The sequence below is a fragment of the Pseudoalteromonas sp. SG43-5 genome, from assembly GCF_014164345.1.
Taxonomy (GTDB): Bacteria; Pseudomonadota; Gammaproteobacteria; order Enterobacterales; family Alteromonadaceae; genus Pseudoalteromonas; species Pseudoalteromonas distincta.
Genome location: NZ_JACJFA010000021.1, coordinates 31,142 through 55,309, shown reverse-complemented (window position 1 = coordinate 55,309; position 24,168 = coordinate 31,142). Strand labels below are relative to the sequence as shown.

Sequence of the window (24,168 nt, the reverse complement as noted above, 5' to 3'; positions counted from 1 at the left end):
AGTATGTTCGTTAATCATAATGTGCCCTCAAACAAGATTTGAAGATCTGATCATGACATTGAGATTTAGTTCAAAAAAATCCCCGCTAATTTCTTAGCAGGGATTTGTGTATAAGAGACAGCTAATTAGCGCCTTTTTGATTATTGTTTAATTTTTATAATTGCCACTCTCTGGCTATCAGCTCACTTGGTTGACTCGTTAACCACTCTTGCGGGCGTAAGTAATACTGATATAGGTTAGCTTCTGGGCTACTTGGCTCTGGTTTATAGTTATATTCCCAGCGTGCAAGTGGTGGCATAGACATTAATATAGACTCAGTGCGCCCGCCACTTTGTAATCCAAATAAAGTGCCCCTATCCCATACTAAATTAAACTCAACGTAGCGCCCGCGACGATAAAGCTGAAAATCACGTTGTTGCTCTGTGTATTCGTCATTTTTGCGACGTTCAATAATAGGTAAATAGGCATCTAAAAATCCATTACCCACCGATTGCATAAACGCAAAACTCTTTTCAAAACCAAGTTCGTTTAAATCGTCAAAGAATAAACCGCCTACTCCGCGAGTCTCATCTCTGTGCTTTAAATAAAAGTACTCGTCGCACCAGGTTTTGTATTTTGGATAAACGTCGCTGCCAAAAGGCGCACAAATGTCGTGAGCAACTTGATGCCAATGTTGTACGTCTTCTAATACTGGATAAAAAGGAGTGAGATCAAACCCGCCACCAAACCACCATATTGGCTCTTCGCCTTCTTTTTCGGCTATAAAAAAGCGCACATTGGCATGACTTGTTGGTACATGAGGGTTTTTAGGGTGAATAACTAACGACACACCACACGCATGAAAGCTGCGCCCTGCAAGCTCTGGTCTGTGCGCTGTTGCCGAACCAGGCATTGAAGCGCCAAATACATGAGAGTAATTAACTCCGCCTTGCTCTATTACAGTGCCATTAGTGGTTACGCGTGTACGACCACCACCGCCTTCTGCTCGCTGCCAGTTATCTTCTATAAATTTAGCACTGCCATCTGCAGCCTCCAAACCTTGGCAAATAGTGTCTTGCAAAGCCATAAAGTATGCTTTTACTTGATTTAATAATTCGCTTTGCATATTAACCTCTAAATATTTTGCCAGTCATGGCGTCTTTTATTGTGCTTGGTTGAGTATTACCACCTAACGGCTCGTCAACGTAAAAGCCAACTTGTTCTGCAAATTGCGCTTTGGCTTGCTCAATACTAATTACCGTTTCTTGACCGGTTAAGTTTGCACTGGTTGATACTAATGGCTTACCAAACTCTTGGCACAAACGCTTTACTGTTGGATGGTTTGTTACTCTTACCGCGATGGTATCAAACTGCCCTGTGAGCCATTTAGGCGTATTTTTAGATGCAGGCATAACCCATGTAATTGCAGCAGGCCAACTCGAAAAAATATCAGCGCGTTTATCCATTGGTATTTTTGCATCATCTACGTATTTTAATAATTGTCCGTAGTTATCAGCGATTAAAATAAGCCCTTTTTCAACCGGGCGCTGCTTAATAGCTAATAGTGCCTCAACGGCTTGTTGATTATCTGGATCACAACCTAAACCATATACAGCTTCTGTTGGGTATAAAATAACTTCGCCTTGCGTTAAGCATGTTATTGCAGTGGGCGTATTTGAAAGGTCTGACAAAGTAGTCTCCAGATATAATTAAACGTTATTCAGTTGGGGTGAGCTTATGCATGCAGCTTTTTTGTGGGCATTGCAATAATATGCCGTTTGCCATATTTCTTTCTATGACGATAGGCCAGTCACATTCAGGACACGGATGTTCAACCGGTTTATTATTAAGCGTGTATTTACAACTTGGGTAGCAATCACAAGAATAAAATACTTTACCAAACTTATTACTGCGCGCGACTAAATGACCTTTTTTGCATTTAGGGCAACTAGGCAAAGTATCTTCGCTTTGCTTTTCTTCATTTTCGTTAGCAATGTAATGACACTCTGGATAGCCCGTACACCCAATAAACATACCATAGCGGCCATTTTTAACCACCAGCGGTTTGCTACACTCAGGACATGCTGAATCTTCTAATATTTTGATTTCGTTACTGTCGTGATGTGCCAGCGGCCTAATAAAGTCGCATTTGGGATAACTTGCGCATCCTAAAAAAGGGCCTGATTTACTATTGCGGATCACTAACTCTGAACCACACTGTGGGCATATCTCGTATTCTTTTTCGAGGGCGTGCTTGTTCGCCGAGAAAAGCGAATGGTCGATTTTACTCATGGTGATCCTAATAGGTTGGTGAATTTTCGCCTAATATACCCAAACCACTTAAAGATACAAGCAATGCCGTGCTTATCCTTTTAAGTAATTTGAGTACAATCAAGATAATTATCTCTAATGAAGAAGTTCGCTGGGTTCATCAAAAATCAAATCTTCCATTTGCTCATATGCCTCTTCAGAGCCAGGAACGTTAAACAAGATCATAAGTACAATCCACTTTAAGTCTTCTAGGCTTATAGTTGGTTTATCGAGAGAGGCTAAACAGTCCATTACCATTTCACGTGTTACATTGTTAATTACGCCTATTTGCTCAATAAACATTAAAAAACCACGACACTCAGTACTGAGCCTTTGGCACTCGCTATCGGTAAATATACGAATTGCATTTTTAGGATTAGCTATAAGATAAGGAGACTCATCGCTGTGTTGTAAATCGGCTAGTTGCTCTAACCAATCAAGAGCTTTAAATATCTCAGGCTTATTAAAGCCAGCACGCAGTAGCTCATCGGTTAACTCATTTTGCTCTGCAAATATATCCGCTTCGCTATGAATGTAATTTTCAAAAAGATACAAAAGAATATCAAACATATTACCTTCCTGCGCTTAACTTGATGTAACCATCTAACACTCGCTCAATCTGATCGTCTAATTCTAAATCGAGCAACCTACTGAGTACTTTATCTATTGGCCACTGCGCACGACGCACAATGTCATCTACACTGGTTACTTCAAAGCCAATACTATTTAAAACCTCACATTGAGAATTGGCTTGAATCGGCTGCTCTTTATTAAATACGTTATTGTCGTAAGTAAAACTCACCTCATCAAGAATGTCAGCCACGTTTTCTACCAGCTTAGCACCTTGCTTTATTAAAAAGTGACTTGCCTGCGCTAACGGGTTTTTAATAGAACCCGGTACTGCAAATACCTCTTTATTTTGTTCAAGCGCATAGCGTACTGTAATTAACGAACCACTTTTAATTTCAGCTTCAACAATAAGCACTCCTAACGATAACCCAGAAATAATACGATTACGGCGCGGAAAGTTGTGCGCATGAGCAGCTGTGCCTGGTAAAAACTCACTCACCAGCAAACCGCTTTCTAAAACTTGGTCTGTTAATAGTTTATGGCGTTTGGGGTAGTAAATATCAACCCCAGTACCAAGCACCGCTATGGTTTTCCCCGTACCAGCAAGAGAGCCTTTGTGTGCTGCACCATCTATTCCCCGCGCCATACCTGAAGTAACCGTAATACCCGCCAAAGTTAACTCGTATGCAAATTCTGAGGCTATTTCAAGCCCGGTAGGTGTAGCATTACGACTGCCAACAATTGCAATTTGTGGAGTTGATAATAACGAGACATCTCCCCTGCAAAATAGTAATAAAGGCGCACTGGCAATCTGCCGGAGATCTTCTGGGTAAAGCGCATCAAAAATACAGACAACAGTAATGTTGTTCAGCGCTATTAATTGCTCATAATGACTGACTTGTTGCCAATTGGTGTTGAGTAAATTACTCGCTTGATTAGCGGTTAACCCAAGCTGTAAAAGCTTGTTATGAGATAAGTCGAATAACGACCCAAGGGAATAGTTTGTAGATAGTGCTAAAAGGGTTTTTATACCCAACCCTTTACACATATAAAAGGCAAGCCAGTGGGCTAGCTTGCCAGATGACTGATCCATGCTCTCTCCTAGAGCACCGACTCGCTACTTCTTAATGAATAACTGCAATATCTCCAATGCGAATTGGGTGCTGGTTTTTAGTTATTAATGCATAACTTACTTTGTCATACACTTTAAAGACAATTAGCTCACCAACTTTTTCTTTAGGCATGGTCCACGTTGTGTTTTGTTCGTCAGACTCATCACCAAATAATTGGCTCACATCAGATAAAAGCTTCTCATATTTACTAGAATCTTCTGGGTAACGAGGGCCACGAGGACCATCAATAACCGTTGGCGATTGACGCTCTAGATCTAATACATGACCCGCTTCTATATTTTGTTCACTGCCTAAGTTTAGCACCACAACATCCATTGTGCTGAATTCTCTAACTTCGCGTGGTGAAGCAATAATATTACCTGTTACAGGTTCTGAAGGACGGTGTATATCAAAGTACGCAGGAAGCATTTGGCCTTCCATTGCCGGCATTAAAAAGTCACCTTGCTGAATTTCTCGTTTAACAGACTCAACACGTAATGATGAAGGCACGCCATTTTTCTCATCGCCCGCTCTAAAAGCACGTGCTATACCCACATAAGATGCACGCGTTGCTAACACTTCACCGGTTAAATCAGTGTAGGGGTCACCTTTATGGTAAATGGCATATGCTTTATGTACTTGTAAGTCCCCTTTAACATATAAAATATGGCCTAGCGTTTGTGTTTTAGTATTTTCGTTTGCACCTAAAATATAAGGTTTACCTTTAATATCGTCACTGTTCATTGCTTGCTCGTAACTGATATAAGGTTTGATCATTTCAAGCGGCAAAGTAGTAATAGCATCACGCCCTTTTGGTGTAATACGACCCTGAGGAGATAGCTTTCTATATCCTTTATTGATCACTAAACGTGGGTTTCCATCTGCATCGTATATCAACGCTAATGCATCACCGGGGTAAATTAGGTGTGGGTTGTCAATTTGTGGATTCATTTGCCAAAGTTCAGGCCATAGCCAAGGCTCATCTAAATAGATGCCAGAAATATCCCAAAGTGTATCGCCTTTTTTTACAACATACTGTTTTGGTGCGTCTTTTTTTATTTTAAGTACATCAGCAACTGCGGGAAACGCAGCGCTTAACGTAAGCATGATTGCAAGTAGTGGAGATTTCATCGAGCTTCCTTGTATTGTTTTTTCATTATTATTGCCCAAAACCTGTTAAAGGTGAACGCGAATGGCTAAAATAAGAGCATACAATACCCTAAATTAAGCACAAGTGAAAAAGGTAACTATGGCTAGGTTAGAAGTTTTAAGATTTCCAGATGAACGTTTACGTACTGTAGCAAAAGATGTTGTACAAGTTGATGACACAGTACGCCAAATTGTAAAAGACATGCTAGAGACAATGTACGATGAAAATGGCATTGGTCTTGCGGCCACGCAAGTAGATATTCATCAACGAATCGTTGTTATTGATGTGTCAGAAGAGCGCAATGAGCCACTGGTATTAATTAATCCACAAATCATTAAAAAAGACGGCTCTACCGTTAGCGAAGAAGGCTGTTTATCAGTACCTAACTCGTATGCAAAAGTAGATCGCGCAGAAACAGTAACAGTCGCTGCACTTAACGAAAACGGTGAAGAATTTGTATTAGATGCAGATGAATTATTGGCTATTTGTATTCAACATGAACTAGATCACCTTCAAGGTAAGCTATTCATTGATTACTTATCTCCATTAAAGCGCCAACGTATTCGTAAAAAGCTTGAAAAAGAAGCCAAGTTTGCAGAACAGTAATAAGCACCTTAGGAAAACTCAGTGACTCAACCATTACGCATTATATTTGCCGGTACGCCGGACTTTGCCGCACGTCATTTACAAGCGCTGATACAAAGCGAACACCAAATAGTGGGTGTATATAGCCAGCCAGATCGCCCTGCAGGTCGTGGTAAAAAGTTAAAAGCCAGTGAAGTGAAAGAGCTAGCGCTTGAGCACAACTTACCGGTTTTTCAGCCACAGTCATTAAAAAATGATGAAGCACTAGCAGAGCTAACAAGCTTAAATGCCGACATTATGATTGTTGTAGCATATGGCTTAATTTTACCTAAAGCTATTTTAGAAGCGCCACGTTTAGGTTGTTTAAACGTGCATGGCTCTATATTACCGCGCTGGCGCGGTGCTGCACCTATTCAACGCGCAATTTGGGCAGGTGATGAACAAACCGGCGTAACAATAATGCAAATGGATGAAGGGCTAGATACCGGCGATATGCTACATATAAGCCGCTGCCCTATTAGCACAACAGAAACTAGCGCAAGCTTATATACAAAGCTTGCTGAGCTAGGTCCAGATGCGTTAATTGAAACCATTAATAAATTAGCTAATGGTGAGATCACCCCTGAACCTCAAGACGATGAACTTGCTAACTACGCTAAAAAGCTTTCTAAAGAGGAAGCTGATATCGACTGGTCCATGAGTGCGCTTCAAATCGAGCGAAACATTCGCTCTTTTAACCCGTGGCCAATGTGCTTTACCCAAATGGGTGGGCAAACAGTAAAGATTCATCAAGCGCAGGTTATGCTGCAATCAGGTGATCCTGGGCAAATTTTATCAAGCGACAAAAATGGCGTAGTAGTGGCGTGTGGCGAACACGCTTTATGTATTACGCAATTACAGCCGCAAGGTAAAAAACCAATGGCAATTAACGACTTTTTAAATGGTCGTAGTGACTGGGTTACTCCTGGCACAATATTAGGCGAAAACAATGAGTAATGTTCCAAACGTACGAGCGCTTGCCGCTGAAACTTTATATAACGTAGTTGATAAAGGCGCATCGCTTAATCAAGAACTTCCATTTGCAAGCCAAGGCTTGCCGCCTAAAGATAAAGCGTTGCTACAGCAAATTTGTTATGGCGTTTTACGCTACTTACCGAGCCTTGAAAATTACTGCCAACACTTAGTAGAGCAGCCATTAAAAGGTAAACGTAGAATATTTCAGTTTTTATTATACGTAGGTATTTATCAACTGCAGCATATGCGCGTACCACCTCATGCTGCCATTTCAGAAACGGTTAACGCACTGGCTCAACTACGCGCTTTAGGATTAAAAGGACTGATAAACGCCATTTTACGTAGCTTTCAGCGTCAACAAGCTGAGCTTGAAGAAAAAGCGAAGCTTATTCCGGTATGTTTATACAACCATCCAAATTGGTTTATTAAACAGGTGCAAACAGCCTACCCAGATAGCTGGGAAGCACTACTTGAAGAAAACCAGCAACAAGCGCCGATGTGGCTTCGTGTAAACCAAGCACAATTTAGCACGCAAGAATACAGCGACATGCTTAGCGCTAACGATATTGAACACACCTTAAACCCTGATTTTATTGATGGGATTAAGCTTGCCAAACCACGTGATGTATTTTCGTTACCTGAGTTTGATACAGGTGCATGTTCAGTACAAGATGCTGCCGCACAACTTGCAGCTCGCTTTTTAGAACCTAAAGCAGACGACTATATTTTGGATGCCTGCGCAGCCCCTGGCGGTAAAACATGTCATATTTTAGAGCTTGCTGATGCTGATGTACTTGCACTTGATAGCGACTCAACTCGCCTTGAACGTGTTAAGCAAAACTTAACTCGTATTGGCTTAGGTGCAGACCTACAATGTGGCGATGCATCGCAACCACATACCTGGTGGGATGAAAAATTATTTGATCGTATTTTACTTGATGTGCCTTGTTCGGCCACTGGCGTAATTCGCCGTCACCCTGACATAAAATGGTTACGTCGCGCATCAGATATCGAAGACTTAGCCAAGTTACAAAGCGATATTCTTGATAGCATTTGGCCACTGTTAAAACCAGGTGGCACATTGGTATATGCTACGTGTTCGGTTCTTCCACAAGAAAACCAACAGCAAGTTGCTAAGTTTTTAGCTAATAACGATGATGTAGAACATATACCTCTACACGAAAACGATACCGTAACAACGCCAGGTTTGCAGTTACTGCCCGGTGAAAGTGATGGATTTTATTACGCTAAGCTAGTTAAAAAAGCCTAATAGCCGTACACTAAATAGTTAGCCATTTATGAAACATTAAATGGCTATTTTTTTAATTAAATTATGATCAATACCACGGGTAAATAATGAAAATAATTATACTCGGTGCCGGGCAAGTTGGTGCTACGCTTGCTGAAAACTTAGTTGGCGAACAAAACGAAATTACCGTTGTTGATATAGACGGTAACCGATTACGTGAACTTCAAGATAAGTACGACTTACAAGGGGTTATGGGCCACAGCGCGCATCCTGATGTATTACGCCGCGCAGGTGCTGAAGATGCCGATATGATTATAGCGGTAACCAGTTCAGATGAAGTGAACATGGTTGCATGCCAAGTGGCATACAGTATTTTTAAAACGCCTACTAAAATTGCTCGTATTCGCTCAGAGCAATACTTAAAATACCGCGAAAAACTTTTTCAAAACGATGATTTACCAATCGATCATTACATTGCTCCCGAAGCACTGGTCACTAAGTATATTCGCCGTTTAATTGACTACCCTGGTGCTCTGCAAGTATTGCAGTTTGCTGATGGCATGCTCTCGTTAGTAGCCGTAAAAGCTTACTATGGCGGTTTACTTGTAGGTTATGCGTTATCTGCACTTAAAGAACATATTCCTAATGTAGAAACTCGTGTTGCCGCTATTTATCGTCAAGGTAAAGCAATAAAACCATTGGGTACCACCGTTATTGAAGCCGATGACGAAGTATTCTTTATTGCCGCTACAAAACATATACGCGCAGTAATGAACGAGCTACAAAAACTTGAGCGTTCGTACAAAAAAATTATGATAGCTGGTGGCGGTAACATTGGGGCAGGCCTTGCCCGCTCACTTGAAAAAAACCACACCGTTAAACTAATTGAACGCAGTAAAGAACGTGCTGAGCAACTCTCAGAAATGCTCGATAACACGGTCGTTTTTTGTGGTGACGCATCTGATCAAGAACTGCTCTCAGAAGAGCATATTGAACAAGTAGATGTGTTTATTGCCGTAACCAACGACGATGAAGCAAACATTATGTCAGCCATGCTTGCAAAACGTATGGGCGCACAGAAAACCATGGTGCTTATCCAGCGTGGTGCTTACGTTGATTTGGTACAAGGCGGCGAAATAGACATTGCCATATCGCCACAACAAGCAACAATATCAGCGTTATTAACGCACGTACGCCGTGGTGATATTGTTAATGTGTATTCACTGCGTAAAGGTGCGGCAGAAGCCATAGAAGCGGTTGCTCATGGTGATGAAAGCACATCTAAAGTTGTTGGTCGCGCGATTGCCGACATAAAACTTCCAGCGGGTACAACTATTGGCGCAATAGTACGTAATGACGATGTACTGATAGCTCACGATGATACAATTATTATGTCGGGCGATCATGTCATTATGTTTTTAATCGACAAAAAACATATTACCGTTGTAGAAAAACTATTCCAAGTAAGTGCTATATTCCTTTAACTAGTTACGCTAATTAGTTAATTTAAAATACAAAAAAGCCGCTGACTAAGGCGGCTTTAGTGGAGTATCTTCGAATATTGATTACTGTACCTTTGAAAACTCTTCTTTAGAGATTTCACCATTTCCATCAGTATCTAAATCATCAAAAATCTTCACAAGTTGAGGGTTAACCTTCGCTTCTTCCATTGAAATCGCACCGTCGCCATCTGCATCAAAAGAGGCAAAATCTACTGCAGCATATGCTGCTGATGAAGATGCTAAAACGATAACTGCAAGTGTTGTATTGAATGTTTTCATAATAATATTCCTAGTAATATGGGAAGTCCTGTTCAAAGATCCCTGACTGTGAAAAATGTTTAATTAGTAATTAGCGAACTCTTCTTTAGAAAGCTCGCCGCTACCATCTGTGTCTAGCTCAATAAATTCAGCCATTAAATCGGTATCGACTGCCGCTTCGCTTGGGCTAATTGTGCCGCTACCATCGATATCAAGGCTGTCAAAATCTGATGCTGCAAATGCAGCTGAAGAAGATGCTAGTACTATAAGTGCTAATGCTTTATTTAAATGTTTCATAACTTAATCCTTCAATGTTCTATCAAAAAAATTGCTTCGTTTAACTTAAAACGTAATTTTTCACTTCCTTGTTATCCTCTTTCGTAAGCTCCCTTGCCTACTTAGGTTGTCTTTGGCAACTCAGGATAAATACTTTTTAATTAAGCTTCTGAAAATTCTTCTTTTGATAACTCACCATTTTGGTCAGTATCAAGCTCAGAAAACATGCTCATTAATTTTGCGTCTACTGATGCTTCTGCTTGGCTAATTGTGCCACTGCTGTCTACATCAAGTGTGTCAAAATCTGTTGCTGCAAAAGCGGCTGAAGAAGATGCAATAGCGATAAGTGCTAAAGTTTTATTAATGCTTTTCATAATATGTATCCTTCAAATTTATGTGTGTGCGATTAAGTGTTTCACTTTGAATCACGATTTCGTTCAGTACACCCTGACTATTACAACTTAAATGCCAACATTGAAAAGCCATTAAATTTCAAGAAGTTAAAAAGAATACGTACAATAAGTAGGAATTTTCAGAGTCATTACTGTTGCCTTTTCGCAACACGCTTTAGAGGTGAAAAACTAAAGTCATTAAAAACAACTAGTTATGTTTATATAAAAAGATACATTTTAAAATGTAGAGCTATAAAAGGAGGGATTTTAAAAAATAATTAAGGTTAATTTTAACGAAGTAGCTATAACAACAACAAACAAGCCATAACAAAAAATACGTAAAACATTGTTTTATCTGAATAATATTTTTAATTATATAAAAACAAAAAAACACTTTATAAATACTCACGTAAAACGACATTTTGTTGCAAATAAGCGAAAAACGATTTAGTCAACGGTGGGCTCAAGCGCAGATGGGTCTATAAAATGCTCTTTCATAAAGGTTTTCATTTCATCCTCGCTTGCTAGTAGCTTAATTCCGCAGTGCACACCTGCGACATGCTCTTTAACACTGCAAATTTCACCTTCAAAATCTTTATCACTACTATTGAGTACGACAGTGCATTGCATATCTTTAATACCTTCAGCTTGCTGATCGCCTCTAATATCAAACATTACACCAGTGAGTGAAATGTCCTTAATAAGGCCTTCAAGCACTCTATCGTCACTTAGTTTTAGCTTTGCAGGTAACAAGGTAGGTATGCGTGTTTGCGAGCGTAGCGCAAATAGCTGCACTTGCTTAGGAAAATTAATAAAGACGAGTTTAGCGGGATGAGAGGCTACTGACATAATTTGCTGGCGAAACGCAATAACTTGCCCGCCACTGCCTTCAATCAGTGCTCTTACAACAACCATTACACCATCACGTAAATAGTCACTCGCTGCAGGTAAACGCTTAGCATTGGGATAATTTAAAATAATAAACTGTTTATCGAGTAAACCAACTAATTCAGTTTTAACACGCTTACTGCTTGTAGGTGTTAATATTTCTAGGTCAACTAAACTGCCTACACCTATATGCTTTAGCTTTTCTAAATTTGTTGGCATATCCCTTTTTCCAATATTTTGTAATTTAAAACTTAAGCCGCTCGTTTATCCACGCCAAAAAGTAGGCGTAAATAACACTAATAAAGTAAATATTTCTAGGCGACCAAACACCATTGCAATAGTAAGCAACCATTTAGCACCATCGGTTATAGCACCATAATGCGACGCTACATCTCCTAAGCCAGGCCCTAAGTTATTTAAACAAGCCGCAGTGGCTGAGAACGCAGTTATGTTATCCATACCCGTGCCCATAAGCGCTAACATGATAATAATAAATACAAGCGCATATGCAGAGAAAAATCCCCACACGGCTTCTACTACTTTGTCTGGCAACGCCTTACGACCCAGCTTGATTGAATATATAGCCCGTGGGTGCACTAAACGATTGAGCTCACGCACGCCCTGCAAATAAAGTAAAAATACGCGCACTACTTTCATACCACCACCGGTAGAGCCTGCACAGCCACCAATAAAGCTCGAAAATATAAGTAAAATAGGTAAAAACAAAGGCCATGTTGAAAAGTTATCAGTAGCAAAGCCTGCTGTTGTACTCATTGAAACAGCTTGAAATAACGCCTGATCGAGGGTTTCATCGCCATTAGCAAATATTTCGTTAGAGGAAAGTACGGTAAAACAAATAACCACCAGCGCTAATTGAATACACAAAAACACCTTAAACTCTGGGTCTCTAATATAAACTTGTATATTTCGGCTCGCCACTGCGGCGTAATGCAGGGAGAAGTTAACAGCGGCAATAATTAAAAAGAACACACAAATAAAGTTAATTACAGGGCTGTCAAAGTGCCCCATGGAGGCGTCGTAAGTAGAAAAACCACCTATCGCCACCGTTGAGAATGCATGGCATATAGCATCAAACCACTCCATTCCCGCAGCCCAATAAGCCATCATACAAGTAATAGTCAACGACACATAAATATACCAAAGGTGCTTTGCAGTATCGGCAATTCGCGGGGTCATTTTAGAATCTTTTACAGGCCCTGGTATTTCAGCGCGGTACAACTGCATACCACCAACACCTAGCATTGGGAGTATAGCAACAGCGAGTACGATTATACCCATACCGCCAAACCACTGGAGTTGCTGGCGATAAAACAATACCGACTTGGGTAAATACTCAATACCGGTAAGCACCGTAGCGCCGGTGGTTGTTAAGCCAGAAAATGCTTCAAATACCGCATCGGCGAGCGATAAGTTAGGTTCTTGTAAAAAGATAAGCGGCAAGGACGCAAACGCCCCAAGTACCAGCCAAAACAAAACAACAATTAAAAAGCCTTCACGTGCTTTTAAATCACCGTTTTCATGGCGGTTTGGGTAATAAGCCATCATGCCAATAACAACACTAAAGATAAATGCTAAAACAAAAGGAACACCACCACCGTCTTTGTATATTAAAGACACCAGTGCCGGAGGCACCATGGTAATACTAAACAGCGCAACAAGTTGGCCAAGAATTTTTATGATGGTACGAAATTGCATTTAGCTTGTCGCTTTTATTATTAGTAAATTCAGGCTGAGTAGTATCAACCAAATTAAATAGGGTCAGTATGCATTATATGCAATTTGTGTAGGTTATTACTCTTTAATAGTTAACTCAACTGCGCCGTGACTTAAATCAAAAATATCTTTGACTGCTTGCTTGGCTTCGCGGCTATCGATTGTAATCACCCACTCAATATTAGCAGTAAATTGCTTATCAATATTAAGCACTTGATACTTTGTTTTTAATAACTGCTCAATCGCGCCTTGCATGCTGTACTCACTACTCCCAGTAATTTCAACGCAGGGAACTTTAAGCACCGTTTGCAATTTTACTAGTGCATTATTTAATGAGCCACCATAAGCACGTACTAGTCCGCCGGTGCCTAATTTTATGCCGCCAAAATAACGTGTCACCACGGCAGTAATTTCGCCAAGGCCCGAACCCACCAGCACATTTAGCATAGGCTTTCCTGCAGTGCCATTAGGTTCACCATCATCCGAAAAACCATAAACATGGCTGCCACCGGGGTTGCCTGCCACATGTGCCCAGCAGTTATGACGTGCATCGCTATACTTTTCTTCAATGCTTTTAATAAATGTTTTTGCTGAATTTAAATCGGGGGTGTGTGCAATGTGGACTATAAACGTACTTTTTTTTATTTCTTCTTGATGAAAAACGTCAGCAGCAGGATATTTATATTCAGACATATTAAAAGCTCAATTAAAAATGGGGCCTAAAGGCCCCGTTCATATGCATATTTTAACGTTTATTCGCTAACTCGTCTTTATAGAAATTAATCGAGTTCTAAATTACGCGTCATATTCTCTAGGCTATCTTCGTGAACAATAATGTTATCTTCAATACGAATGCCGCCAAATGGTTTAAATGACTCTACCTTTTCCCAGTTAATAAACTGCTTATTATCGGTTTGCGCTAAATCACCAAGCAGTGAATCAATAAAGTATAAACCTGGCTCAATAGTAAACACTTGGTTTTTTTCGATCAGGCGAGTACAACGCAAGAACGGATGCCCTTCAGGCGATGGTTGATGTGTGCCCTTTTCGTCACTCATAAAACCGCCCATATCATGCACTTGTAAACCTAGGTGATGTCCTAGTCCATGCGGGAAGAAAGTAGATGTAATTTTACGCTCAACAATTTCCTCCGCGGGTAGGTTAACAATTTTAAAGTCACTGAGTATTTGTGCGATACGGTTATGGCATTCAACGTGTAAATCACCATAAAGCATACCCGGCTTTAAACCTTTACCTAACTCGATTTGTTGAACAGTCATCGCTTGTACAAGCTCAGCAAACTCACCCTGCTTTTTAAAATCATACGTACGAGTAATATCAGCAGCGTAACCATTAAAGTTTGCACCGGCATCAATTAAAAATGAGTTGTGGGTGTGTGGCACTCTTGGATCAAAGTGCGTGTAGTGCAAAATAGCGCAGTTTTCGTTAAGCGCAACAATGTTGCCGTACGGCATTTCATTTTCGCTTTGACGTGTCGCCATTAAGTACGCTTGCTGAATGTCGAACTCGCTACCACCATTAAAGAATGTATCGCGTGCAGCTTTATGCCCATCTACTGCAATGCGGTTAGCGTTGCGTAAACATTCAAGTTCGTACTGGGTTTTATAAGCGCGGTGGTAATGAAAATAGTTAAGTACAGGCTCAGGGTTCATAATACTAAAACCAAGTGCTTGCGCTACTTCAATGTATTCACCCATGTAAGCATATTTAGCTTTATCATATGGTAATAACTTTTCTACTTGATCAGGCTGAAGTAGTAGCTCTATATCAAAGTACTCAGCCCAAAAGTCGCGAGGCTCGTCTGGTACTTTATGCCAAAAATCTACCGGGCGATAAAATATGAGTTTTGGCTTGTCGCTGCCATTTACCACAATCCAGCAATGAGGATTATCAATAACCGGTAACCATGCTTTAAACTGTGGATTAACTTTAAATGGATAATACATATCATCTAAAAACTGGCGCTTAGCTTGGCCTGAATGAATTACTAATCCTTCTAACCCTTCGCTATTACAAATTGTACGAGTACGCTGTTGCAGTGTTGCAATATGTTCGGCGTATAAAACGGCTAATTTATCCATTGTTAATCCATCTGTTAAATTTAACTTGCTATGAGTCTATCACTTATACCAATTGCATTAAATTAATGATCTATTATAGCGATAAGAAAATAGCTTAATAACAAGGCTAAAATTATGATACATAGTTGTTCTATATAAATAATTTTTAACGCAGTTATTGAGTTATTTAATACGCTAGAATGATCACGTTTTTAATAAAATTGGTATTACCCTAAGCGCTCAAAAAAGGGGGATATTTAACATGTAAACATCCCCCTTATTAATACCTATACCTATCGTGTTAAGTTATTGGTCGATTGGTATCATATATTCAACCGCCCATTTTCATTTCGAGTAGCGGCGCTAATACATTACCTTCTCGGCCCATTCTTGTATGGTAAACCTGCCTGTACGCAAATACATTTTTTACGTAATCGCGGGTTTCGCGATACGGAATAAGCTCTACCCATAACTCAGCCGGAATAGCGTCATCAGGTAACCAACGCTTTATACGGTGATAACCCGCATTATAAGAAGCCGTAGCCAGCACTTCATTGCCATGGTTTTTCTTTTTTAAGTATTGTAAGTAACTCGTACCTAACCTAATATTTGTTTTAGGTTGATATAAACGACTACTTGTCACACTGCCTTTATTTACATACTCAGCAGTACTAGGTAATAACTGCATTAAACCACGCGCATTAGCATGCGAGCGTGCATCTGGCGCAAAAGAGCTTTCGCGCCTTGCAATAGCAATACTCCAAGCAACATCTATCTTGCTACGTTTACTGTAGCGCTCAAAAACATCTTGAAACGCAAACGGAAAACGTTGCTCTACGTTATCCCATGCTTTAATTTTTGCTAAAGTAAAAATAGTACTGTCGTGCCAACCTAAATCGGTAGATAACTGTGATGCTGCCAGCTTTTCTTCATCGCTGGAGGTATCCGTTAGGTAATTCCATTCACGGCGTGCCGACGTAAAGCGCTCAATATCATAAAGTGCTTTTGCACGCTTAAAGCCTGGTGCATTACTCACTTTATCTACAAGTACCTTATCGACTGCTAAAGGCTGATTATTTAAATCAACGGGCAACCCCAAACGTGCTGCGGCTAAAAAGCCGTAATAATCACGATTAGCCGCTACTTTTTTCCAAATGTCGTCTGCTTTTTGTTGCTCGCCACGTTGTGCATAGCTATAAGCTAACCAATATTGCTGACCAAGACTTAAATTTTCTTTACCTGTAAAAAATGCAGCAATCCCTTCCCAATCTTGGGTTTTGAGCATATTGCCCAGTTGCCACTGAATAAGCTTGCTGTCTAGTCGCTCTTTTGGCACTTTATTTAGCCAAAAGCTCGCTTGTTTATGCCCGCTAGAGGCAAGTGACAATGCAAAAGTGTAATACACATCCGCTTTTTCTTCATCGCTGTACTTAAATATTTTTTCTAGCTTTTCCCATGCTTTTAAAGCTAGCTCTTTATCGCGCCAAACCAAACGCTTAACACCATAAATAGCTATTTGCCCTTCTTTAGCCGACTTGTTTTTATATCTATATAATCCAGCGGCTGCGCTTGGATCTTTTCGCACTTTTAAATATAAGTCAGCTAAGTAACGCTCCTTACTTGGTAATAAAGTTTTTAAGTAAGGTAATAAGCTTTGCGTTCCGCCTTGTGCAGCAAGTGTTACACGCTTCCAAACCGTTTCTTCTTTCATGTAGCCTTTTTTACGCCACGTAGAAAATAAACTATCACAACCATTAGGTTGCGATTTACCTACAGCCCATAAGTCGGTCACCTGATTTAGAATTGCCTTTTCGGGCGCACCTAAATCAAGCTGAAAATCTAAATAAGTACAAGTAAGCTCCGTATTAGACGTTTCACGATAGTTGCGGATATACGCCGCCTTTTCGTTGTTATCTTTTAAATACTCTAACCATGCTTTACGGACCGGCCACTCAAGCGGCGTATGCTGGTATATATTTAAATATTCTTCTATTTCTGCCTGATGTTTAATGCTCGGATGGCGTTGCCAATACGTTTTTTCAACATAAGGTTTTAACGGATGATTTAGGTTACTAACCGCTTGTTTAAAGTCTTGGTAACTGCCGTACCTTACTTTTTTTTCGGCATCTAAAAATGCATCGTTATCAATACTTGCCTCGGCAGAATGAAGAGGAAAAATGAATGCAGCTGCCGCAACACTTAGTAAATATTTTTTCATAATGTCCTTTAATAAAAATTAAAGTTGTGAATAAAAACTTTTCAACCACCTTAGCACCAAACCAGCTATATTTTAACCAGTCGATTGTAACCGAGTTAAATTTTTCGTTGCATTTTTAATTTAAAGCAAGCACACTGATTGAAATGCAAACTCATCGTACCAGTCTTAGTTCGTCAACTAGGGAGAATAATAATGTTATATAAAAGCGATTCCTTTGAAGTTAGCTTCCTGAAGGAAAACATCGCCGAGTTTAAGTTTTGTGTTGCAGGTTCTGTAAACACACTATCTCAAAAAACTCTTTCAGATTGCGCAGCAGCATTAAAAGAATTAGCCGCCAATACTGATATCAAAGGCATGATTTTTACCAGTGATAAAGACCACTTTATTATTGGTGCCGATATCTTCGAATTTTTACCTACATTTACTAAACCTGAAGAAGAATTAGTAGTGTGGATCAAAAACGCAACCGACGTTTTTGATGCAATTGAAGATTTACCATTCCCAACTCTAAGCGCTATAAACGGTATGGCACTTGGCGGTGGTTGTGAGTGGGCACTTGCTACCGATTATCGTGTGGCAAGCGAAACAGCTAAAATGGGCCTACCAGAAGTTAAACTTGGCATAATGCCAGGGTTTGGTGGCACAGTGCGCTTACCACGTATCATTGGCGCCGATAACGCGATGATGTGGATTACCTCAGGCGCAGAAAACCGCGCAGCAGATGCCCTTAAAGTAGGTGCGTTTGACGCGGTAGTTAGTGCTGACAAACTTCTAGAGTCAAGTGTATCAACACTTGAACTGGCGATTGCTGGCAAGCTAGATTGGCAAGCAAAACGCAACGTAAAACTACAGCCACTTAAATTAAACCGTGTTGAGCAAGGCATGAGCTTTGCTATGGCAGAAGGTATGGTAATGGGTAAAACCAAAGGCCACTATCCTGCACCGGTTATGGCTGTACGTACTATTAAAGCAGCGGCAAACTGTACTCGCGATGAAGCAATGGCAATCGAAAACGCTAACTTTGCTAAATTAGCACGTACACCAGAAGCAGCAGCACAAACTGGTATATTCCTAGCTGATCAATACATTAAAGGTAAAGCACGTAAATTTGCTAAGCACAGCGATGTAGAAATTAAACAAGCCGCTGTATTAGGTGCTGGTATTATGGGTGGCGGTATTGCATACCAGTCTGCTTATAAAGGCACACCTATTATAATGAAAGACATCCAACAAGATGCGCTTGATTTAGGTATGGGTGAAGCATCTAAATTGTTAGGTGCAAAAGTTAAGCGTGGCCACATGCCAATGGAAAAAATGTTGGCAACACTTAGCAAAATTAAACCAACACTTAACGAGTCAGACCTACAAAGTGCCAACATCATTGTTGAAGCCGTTGTAGAAAACCCTAAAGTTAAGCAAGCAGTACTCGCTGATCTTGAAAAGAACATGCCAGAAGGCACTGTACTTACTTCAAATACATCGACTATTTGTATTGATTTACTAGCACAAGCGCTAGATAAGCCAGAAAACTTCTGTGGTATGCACTTTTTCAACCCTGTGCCAAAAATGCCATTAGTAGAAATTATCCGTGGTGCAAAAACCTCAGATAAAACAATTAATGCAGTAGTTGATTACGCGCTTAAATTAGGTAAATCGCCAATTGTTGTTAACGATTGCCCAGGCTTTTTTGTAAACCGTGTTTTATTCCCTTACTTTGCAGGTTTTAGCAAATTAGTGGTTGAAGGCGCTAACTTTGCAAAAGTAGATAAAGTAATGGAAAACGTATTTGGCTGGCCTATGGGTCCGGCTTACCTACTTGATGTTGTAGGTATTGATACAGCGTTCCATTGTACTGGCGTAATGGCTGACGGTTTCCCTGAGCGTATGGCGCGTGCTGATAAAGACCCTGTGACTATTTTTGCCAACGAAAAACGTTTTGGACAAAAGAACAAAGCCGGTTTTTACAAATACGAAACAGATCGTCGCGGTCGTCTTAAAAAGTCTCATGACGAGACAGCAATTGAGCTACTAAGCCCAATCACAGACGCACCAAAAGAATTTGATAAACAAGAAATCATCGACCGTTGTATGATTCCAATGATTAACGAAGTGCTACTGTGTTTGCAAGAAGGCATTGTTGCCTCGCCGCAAGAAGCAGATATGGCATTAGTTTACGGTGTTGGTTTCCCTCCATTTAGAGGCGGCGCGTTCCGTTACTTAGATCAAACTGGTTTAGCTAACTTTGTTGCAGCAGCAGACAAATACGCTCACCTAGGTGCGATTTACCAAGTATCTGAACAAACTCGCAAGTGGGCCGAAGAAGGTCGTGTTTTCTATAAGGTGGAAGGTTAATATCATGAATAATCCAGTAATTGTAGATTGTATCCGCACACCAATGGGTCGCTCTAAAAGTGGTGTATTCAAACATAAACGTGCAGAAGACTTAAGCGCACATTTAATGAAAGGCTTACTAGATCGCAACCCTGCAGTTGATCCAGCATCAATTGACGATATTTATTGGGGTTGTGTACAGCAAACATTAGAGCAAGGCTTTAACGTAGCACGTAACGCATCATTGCTTGCCGGTATTCCGCACAGCGTTCCTGCTGTTACGGTTAACCGTTTATGTGGCTCTTCTATGCAAGCATTGCATGACGCAGCACGCGCAATAATGACAGGCGCTGGCGACACTTACCTAATTGGTGGTGTTGAGCACATGGGTCACGTACCTATGACTCACGGCAACGACTTTCACCCAGGCTTAGCAACATCAATTGCACAAGCGTCTGGCTCTATGGGCTTAACAGCAGAATACCTTGCAACGCTTCATGGCATTAGCCGTGAGCAACAAGATGAATTTGCTTACCGTTCACATCAACGTGCACAAGCTGCAACTGTTGAAGGCCGCTTCCGTCGCGAAATTTTAGCAATGGAAGGTCACGATGCAGATGGTTCGCTTATCTTAGTTGAAGACGACGAAGTAATTCGCCCAGAAACAACAGTAGAAGGTCTATCAAAGCTTCGCCCAGTATTTAATCCTGCATCAGGTACGGTAACAGCCGGTACTTCTTCAGCACTTTCTGACGGCGCATCTGCAATGTTAGTAATGAGCGAAGAAAAAGCAAAAGAACTTGGTTTACCAATTCGTGCGCGCATTAAAGCAATGGCAGTCGCTGGTTGCGATCCATCAATTATGGGTTACGGCCCAGTACCAGCAAGTAAAAAAGCACTTGCTCAAGCCGGTATTACAATTGATGACCTAGGCGTAGTAGAACTTAATGAAGCCTTTGCAGCACAATCATTACCTGTAATGAAAGATTTAGGGTTAATGGATGTTGTTGACGAAAAAGTGAATTTAAATGGCGGCGCAATCGCACTTGGTCACCCACTGGGTTGTTCGGGTTCGCGTATTAGCACATCGCTTATTCACTTAATGGAAGACAAAAATGTACGATACGGTTTAGCAACTATGTGTATTGGTTTAGGCCAAGGCATTGCAACTGTATTTGAACGTGTTCAAGACTAATTAGTTTAAACATGTAAAACCATCTTGGTGATTAAAAAGGCGAACTGATTTTATTCAGTTCGCCTTTTTTATTAGCTTCAATTTATAAAACGTCCCTTTATCAAACAAGCATGTAACAGCGTAATTATGTGATCGGGCGTATTATTAAATAAAGCATTTTGAAACTGCTAAAAGCATTAAGTAAAATAGTTAAATTACACATAAAATTGCGTTAAACTGCCAAACTTATTAATTGCTATACCTAAGCACTCGCGTACACAGCAATCACTTTAATTAAACAGGCCAATTTATTATGAGCTTTGATAATCCCGATCACCAATTAGATGCCATAGGCCTTCGCTGCCCAGAGCCAGTAATGATGGTACGTGCTGCTATTCGTAAAATGAATGACGGTGAAACGTTATTAATAACTGCTGATGACCCGTCAACCACTCGCGATATTCCGAGCTTTTGTACGTTTATGGATCACACGCTGGTAGCTAAAGATGCAGAAGCAGCACCGTATAGATATGTGGTGAAGAAAGGGCTTTAAACTCACGTAGGTCGGGTTGAGTTTTACGAAACCCAACGTATTTAATAACCACCAAAATAGTTTTGTTCGCCACACATGTTGGGTTTCGCTTCACTCTACCCAAACTACGAAACCCCCTTGGTGTTAATGCTGAATAAATCCTACAACGTCCTTGTCACAAATCCATCAACCCACTAGGGCTATTAAATAGCTAAAAATCACTTCTTCGTTATCGTCACTTGTGGCTTATCGTAGTCACTGTAATCAATACTTACTATGTACGTGCCTTTTATTGCTGGTGTGAAACTAAAGTAGTTATAAATAGTATTACAGTCTGCGATAGCTGGCTGGCCCAGTGTTAGCTTTTGTCCTGCTGGTTGTGCGTCGCTGTAACCACAGTTGTAACCTTCACTAAAATCGGCATCGGCTATTTTAAATTCGTACACTTTACCTGGGGTCGAAAATTTAACTTGCGCTTGATAAAGCGCAGGGCCAACTGGCGCAAACTGATACTGGGGTTCTGCATCCCACAATGTAAAGTCGCCACGTAAGTAAATTGTGCGGTCAAGCTCTTGCTGTGGCAATACATCGTTAATCGAAATTTGGCTTGTACAGGCAGTAAGTAAACCAGCAATTGCTAAGGTTAAAATTCGTTTCATAGAAATCATCAATGGGTATCCTTTGCATACAGTGAAAACTAAAAAGCCAGCAAAACGCTGGCTTTTAAAATTGCTAATCGGTGTTATTTTTGTAAAACAGAAATATCTGCAATACCTAAAAACAATCCGCTTAACTGGCTTAATAGCGCAAGACGATTTTGCTTAACAGCTTCATCGTCGGCCATAACCATTACGTTGTCAAAAAAGTTATCAACACTTTCACGAATACCCGCCAATTGGCTTAATGCTTCTTGGTAGTTTCCATCTGCGTAAAGTGGTGCAAGGTCAGTGGCAAATTTTGCTACTTGTGATGCCAATACTTTTTCGGCGTCGTCGCTTAATAAGCTCTCATCAACACTACCTTGGCTGGTAATGTCGTTTTTAGCCAGAATATTACCTACGCGCTTATTAGCCGCTGCAAGCGCTTCTGCTGCGTCTAATGTACGGAAGTGGCTTACGGCTTTAACACGGCGATCAAAATCAACAGGTTTAGTCGGACGACGTGCAAGCACTGATTGAATTACGTCTACTTCAATACCTTCGTCTTGATACCAAGCACGGAAGCGCCCTAGCATAAATTCAAATACGTCAGTTGATACATTTAAGTTAGTTAACTTGTCGCCAAACAATGTTTGCGATTTAGCTACTAGGTCTAAAATATCAAGTGGTAGTTCTTTTTCTACCATGATGCGCAGTGCACCAATAGCAGCACGACGAAGAGCAAATGGGTCTTTGTCACCTTTAGGTGCTTGGCCTATACCAAAAATACCCACCAGCGTGTCAAACTTATCAGCAATCGCTACTGCGCAGCTAATTAAGTTTGTAGGTAAGTTGTCGCCTGCAAAGCGTGGCATGTACTGCTCGTTTTGCGCTACGGCTACATCTTCGGCTTCACCATCGTGGCGAGCGTAATGCATTCCCATTACACCTTGCACGTCGGTAAATTCCATAACCATTTCAGTCATTAGGTCAGTTTTACTTAATAAGCCTGCACGCTGTGCTAGGTCTTTATCAGCACCTAATTGCTCAGCAATATAACCTGCAAGTTCACTAATGCGCTCAGACTTATCTTTAAGCGTACCAAGTTGCTTTTGGAACAATACGCTATCAAGCGACTCTAATCGGCTTTCTAGGGTTTTCTTTTTATCTGTTTCAAAGAAGAACTGTGCATCGGCTAAACGCGGGCGCACTACTTTTTCGTTACCAGAAATAACCACACTTGGATCTTTACTTTCGATGTTAGATACAAACAAAAACTTATTTAAAAGTTTGCCGTTTTGATCTAATAACGGGAAATATTTTTGATCGTCTTTCATGGTGTAAATTAACGCTTCGGCTGGTACATCTAAAAATGCTTCTTCAAATGTTGCCGTTAAAGTAACTGGCCACTCTACAAGTGATGTTACTTCTTCTAGTAAATCTTCATCCATTGCAACAACAGCGTTAACTGCGCTTGCAGCCTCTTCTATTTGTGCTCGAATTTGCGCCTTACGTTGCTCGTAATCAGCAATAACGTAAGCAGATTTAAGTACGTCAAAAACGTCATCTGCATGGTTAATGCTAATTTTTTCTGGGTGATGAAAACGATGACCCTGAAGCTGGTTAGTTATTTGCTTACCAAGAATTTCGCCTTCAAGTAGCTCATCACCAAATAAAATAGTTACTGTATGCACAGGGCGAATAAATTGTGTTTTATTCGCGCCCCAACGCATTGGTTTAGGGATTGGTAATTTACTTAATGCTTTTGTGATTGCATCTGTCATTAGGGTTTTAGTTTCTTGCCCTGCTACTTTAGCAATGTGCAATAACCAAGCGCCTTTATCGGTTTCAAGTGTTTGTGCGTCTTTTACTTCAATACCACAACCACGTGCCCAACCCATTGCTGCTTTTGTTGGGTTACCTTCGCTGTCAAACGCTGCCTTTGTTGCTGGGCCACGCTTTTCAACTTCTTTGTCTTGTTGCTTAGCTTCAAGCGCTTTTACTTGTAAACCCAAACGACGAGGCGATGCATACCAGCTTACGCCTTGGTGTGCTAATTCTAATGTTTCTAGCTCTTGAGTTAAGTTTGCAGCAAAGGCTTCTGCTAATTTACGCAATGCTTTTGGTGGTAACTCTTCAGTGCCAATTTCTACTAATAAATTTTGTGCTGACATT

The 24,168-nt window shown here is 40.6% G+C and carries 23 protein-coding genes; 7 read left to right on the top strand and 16 right to left on the bottom strand.

The features are described from left to right. Nucleotides 1-154: 154 nt before the first annotated feature. From hemF to H5161_RS17360, 6 genes are all read right to left on the bottom strand, one after another. Complete coding sequence (gene hemF, locus H5161_RS17385; protein WP_024594982.1) at nucleotides 155-1,105, bottom strand: oxygen-dependent coproporphyrinogen oxidase; 951 nt, start codon at nucleotides 1,103-1,105, stop codon at nucleotides 155-157. 1 nt (nucleotide 1,106) lies between these two features. Next, nucleotides 1,107-1,670 carry an L-threonylcarbamoyladenylate synthase gene (locus H5161_RS17380; RefSeq protein ID WP_004335153.1) on the bottom strand — a complete coding sequence of 188 codons (564 nt, stop codon included), beginning with the start codon at nucleotides 1,668-1,670 and terminating at the stop codon, nucleotides 1,107-1,109. A 25-nt stretch (nucleotides 1,671-1,695) separates the two neighbouring features. Continuing rightward, nucleotides 1,696-2,271: a type I DNA topoisomerase gene (locus tag H5161_RS17375; protein ID WP_004335155.1), complete on the bottom strand. Its 576-nt coding sequence runs from the start codon at nucleotides 2,269-2,271 to the stop codon at nucleotides 1,696-1,698. Between the two features lie 114 nt (nucleotides 2,272-2,385). Further along, nucleotides 2,386-2,859, bottom strand: a complete 474-nt coding sequence (locus H5161_RS17370; RefSeq protein WP_182769748.1) for a DUF494 family protein — start codon at nucleotides 2,857-2,859, stop codon at nucleotides 2,386-2,388. A gap of 1 nt (nucleotide 2,860) precedes the next feature. Beyond that, on the bottom strand, nucleotides 2,861-3,952 hold the full coding sequence (gene dprA, locus H5161_RS17365) for a DNA-processing protein DprA (RefSeq protein WP_182738752.1): 1,092 nt from the start codon (nucleotides 3,950-3,952) through the stop codon (nucleotides 2,861-2,863). Between the two features lie 31 nt (nucleotides 3,953-3,983). Further along, nucleotides 3,984-5,102, bottom strand: a complete 1,119-nt coding sequence (locus H5161_RS17360; protein ID WP_004335161.1) for a LysM peptidoglycan-binding domain-containing protein — start codon at nucleotides 5,100-5,102, stop codon at nucleotides 3,984-3,986. A 118-nt stretch (nucleotides 5,103-5,220) separates the two neighbouring features. Here H5161_RS17360 and def point away from each other — a divergent pair, with 118 nt between their 5' ends. From def to trkA, 4 genes are all read left to right on the top strand, one after another. Beyond that, entirely contained in the window at nucleotides 5,221-5,727 is a 507-nt protein-coding gene (def, locus tag H5161_RS17355; RefSeq protein WP_004335162.1) for a peptide deformylase, read from the top strand. Nucleotides 5,728-5,748: 21 nt separating this feature from the next. After that, complete coding sequence (fmt, locus tag H5161_RS17350) at nucleotides 5,749-6,702, top strand: methionyl-tRNA formyltransferase (RefSeq protein WP_182696206.1); 954 nt, start codon at nucleotides 5,749-5,751, stop codon at nucleotides 6,700-6,702. Further along, entirely contained in the window at nucleotides 6,695-7,990 is a 1,296-nt protein-coding gene (rsmB, locus tag H5161_RS17345; protein ID WP_004335167.1) for a 16S rRNA (cytosine(967)-C(5))-methyltransferase RsmB, read from the top strand. The genes fmt and rsmB overlap by 8 nt, the downstream gene beginning before the upstream one ends. An 86-nt stretch (nucleotides 7,991-8,076) precedes the next feature. Beyond that, nucleotides 8,077-9,453 (top strand): Trk system potassium transporter TrkA, encoded by a 1,377-nt coding sequence (trkA, locus tag H5161_RS17340; RefSeq protein ID WP_154904167.1) that lies wholly within the window; start codon nucleotides 8,077-8,079, stop codon nucleotides 9,451-9,453. An 81-nt stretch (nucleotides 9,454-9,534) separates the two neighbouring features. Here trkA and H5161_RS17335 read toward each other — a convergent pair whose 3' ends face one another. The 8 genes from H5161_RS17335 to H5161_RS17300 all read right to left on the bottom strand — a co-directional run bounded on the left by H5161_RS17335 (nucleotide 9,535) and on the right by H5161_RS17300 (nucleotide 17,318). Continuing rightward, nucleotides 9,535-9,750, bottom strand: a complete 216-nt coding sequence (locus H5161_RS17335; protein ID WP_182694279.1) for an EF-hand domain-containing protein — start codon at nucleotides 9,748-9,750, stop codon at nucleotides 9,535-9,537. 63 nt (nucleotides 9,751-9,813) lie between these two features. Beyond that, the gene (locus H5161_RS17330) at nucleotides 9,814-10,026 is read right to left on the bottom strand and encodes a calmodulin (RefSeq protein WP_004335174.1); all 213 of its coding nucleotides are present in this window, start codon (nucleotides 10,024-10,026) and stop codon (nucleotides 9,814-9,816) included. Nucleotides 10,027-10,166: 140 nt separating this feature from the next. Further along, the gene (locus tag H5161_RS17325) at nucleotides 10,167-10,379 is read right to left on the bottom strand and encodes an EF-hand domain-containing protein (protein ID WP_182769747.1); all 213 of its coding nucleotides are present in this window, start codon (nucleotides 10,377-10,379) and stop codon (nucleotides 10,167-10,169) included. A 465-nt stretch (nucleotides 10,380-10,844) separates the two neighbouring features. Then, complete coding sequence (locus tag H5161_RS17320) at nucleotides 10,845-11,504, bottom strand: flagellar brake protein (protein WP_024597190.1); 660 nt, start codon at nucleotides 11,502-11,504, stop codon at nucleotides 10,845-10,847. A gap of 45 nt (nucleotides 11,505-11,549) precedes the next feature. After that, the gene (locus tag H5161_RS17315; RefSeq protein WP_182769746.1) at nucleotides 11,550-13,001 is read right to left on the bottom strand and encodes a TrkH family potassium uptake protein; all 1,452 of its coding nucleotides are present in this window, start codon (nucleotides 12,999-13,001) and stop codon (nucleotides 11,550-11,552) included. A 96-nt stretch (nucleotides 13,002-13,097) separates the two neighbouring features. Beyond that, nucleotides 13,098-13,712 carry a YigZ family protein gene (locus H5161_RS17310; RefSeq protein WP_182734642.1) on the bottom strand — a complete coding sequence of 205 codons (615 nt, stop codon included), beginning with the start codon at nucleotides 13,710-13,712 and terminating at the stop codon, nucleotides 13,098-13,100. Between the two features lie 86 nt (nucleotides 13,713-13,798). Next, nucleotides 13,799-15,121 carry a Xaa-Pro dipeptidase gene (gene pepQ, locus H5161_RS17305; protein ID WP_182738243.1) on the bottom strand — a complete coding sequence of 441 codons (1,323 nt, stop codon included), beginning with the start codon at nucleotides 15,119-15,121 and terminating at the stop codon, nucleotides 13,799-13,801. A 310-nt stretch (nucleotides 15,122-15,431) separates the two neighbouring features. Further along, entirely contained in the window at nucleotides 15,432-17,318 is a 1,887-nt protein-coding gene (locus H5161_RS17300; protein WP_182673063.1) for a transglycosylase SLT domain-containing protein, read from the bottom strand. 192 nt (nucleotides 17,319-17,510) lie between these two features. Between H5161_RS17300 and fadB the strand changes: the two genes are divergently transcribed. The 3 genes from fadB (at nucleotide 17,511) to tusA (ending at nucleotide 21,376) form a co-directional block, all read left to right on the top strand. Continuing rightward, entirely contained in the window at nucleotides 17,511-19,670 is a 2,160-nt protein-coding gene (fadB, locus tag H5161_RS17295; RefSeq protein ID WP_138489862.1) for a fatty acid oxidation complex subunit alpha FadB, read from the top strand. A 4-nt stretch (nucleotides 19,671-19,674) separates the two neighbouring features. Continuing rightward, on the top strand, nucleotides 19,675-20,844 hold the full coding sequence (fadA, locus tag H5161_RS17290; RefSeq protein ID WP_024597185.1) for an acetyl-CoA C-acyltransferase FadA: 1,170 nt from the start codon (nucleotides 19,675-19,677) through the stop codon (nucleotides 20,842-20,844). Nucleotides 20,845-21,136: 292 nt separating this feature from the next. After that, nucleotides 21,137-21,376: a sulfurtransferase TusA gene (tusA, locus tag H5161_RS17285; protein ID WP_182696209.1), complete on the top strand. Its 240-nt coding sequence runs from the start codon at nucleotides 21,137-21,139 to the stop codon at nucleotides 21,374-21,376. 197 nt (nucleotides 21,377-21,573) lie between these two features. Here tusA and H5161_RS17280 read toward each other — a convergent pair whose 3' ends face one another. Both H5161_RS17280 and glyS read right to left on the bottom strand, forming a co-directional pair. Beyond that, nucleotides 21,574-22,023: a hypothetical protein gene (locus H5161_RS17280; RefSeq protein ID WP_004335197.1), complete on the bottom strand. Its 450-nt coding sequence runs from the start codon at nucleotides 22,021-22,023 to the stop codon at nucleotides 21,574-21,576. 74 nt (nucleotides 22,024-22,097) lie between these two features. Then, a complete protein-coding gene (glyS, locus tag H5161_RS17275; RefSeq protein ID WP_182769745.1) occupies nucleotides 22,098-24,167 on the bottom strand; it encodes a glycine--tRNA ligase subunit beta in 2,070 nt (689 codons plus the stop codon). Between the last annotated feature and the right edge of the window lies 1 nt (nucleotide 24,168).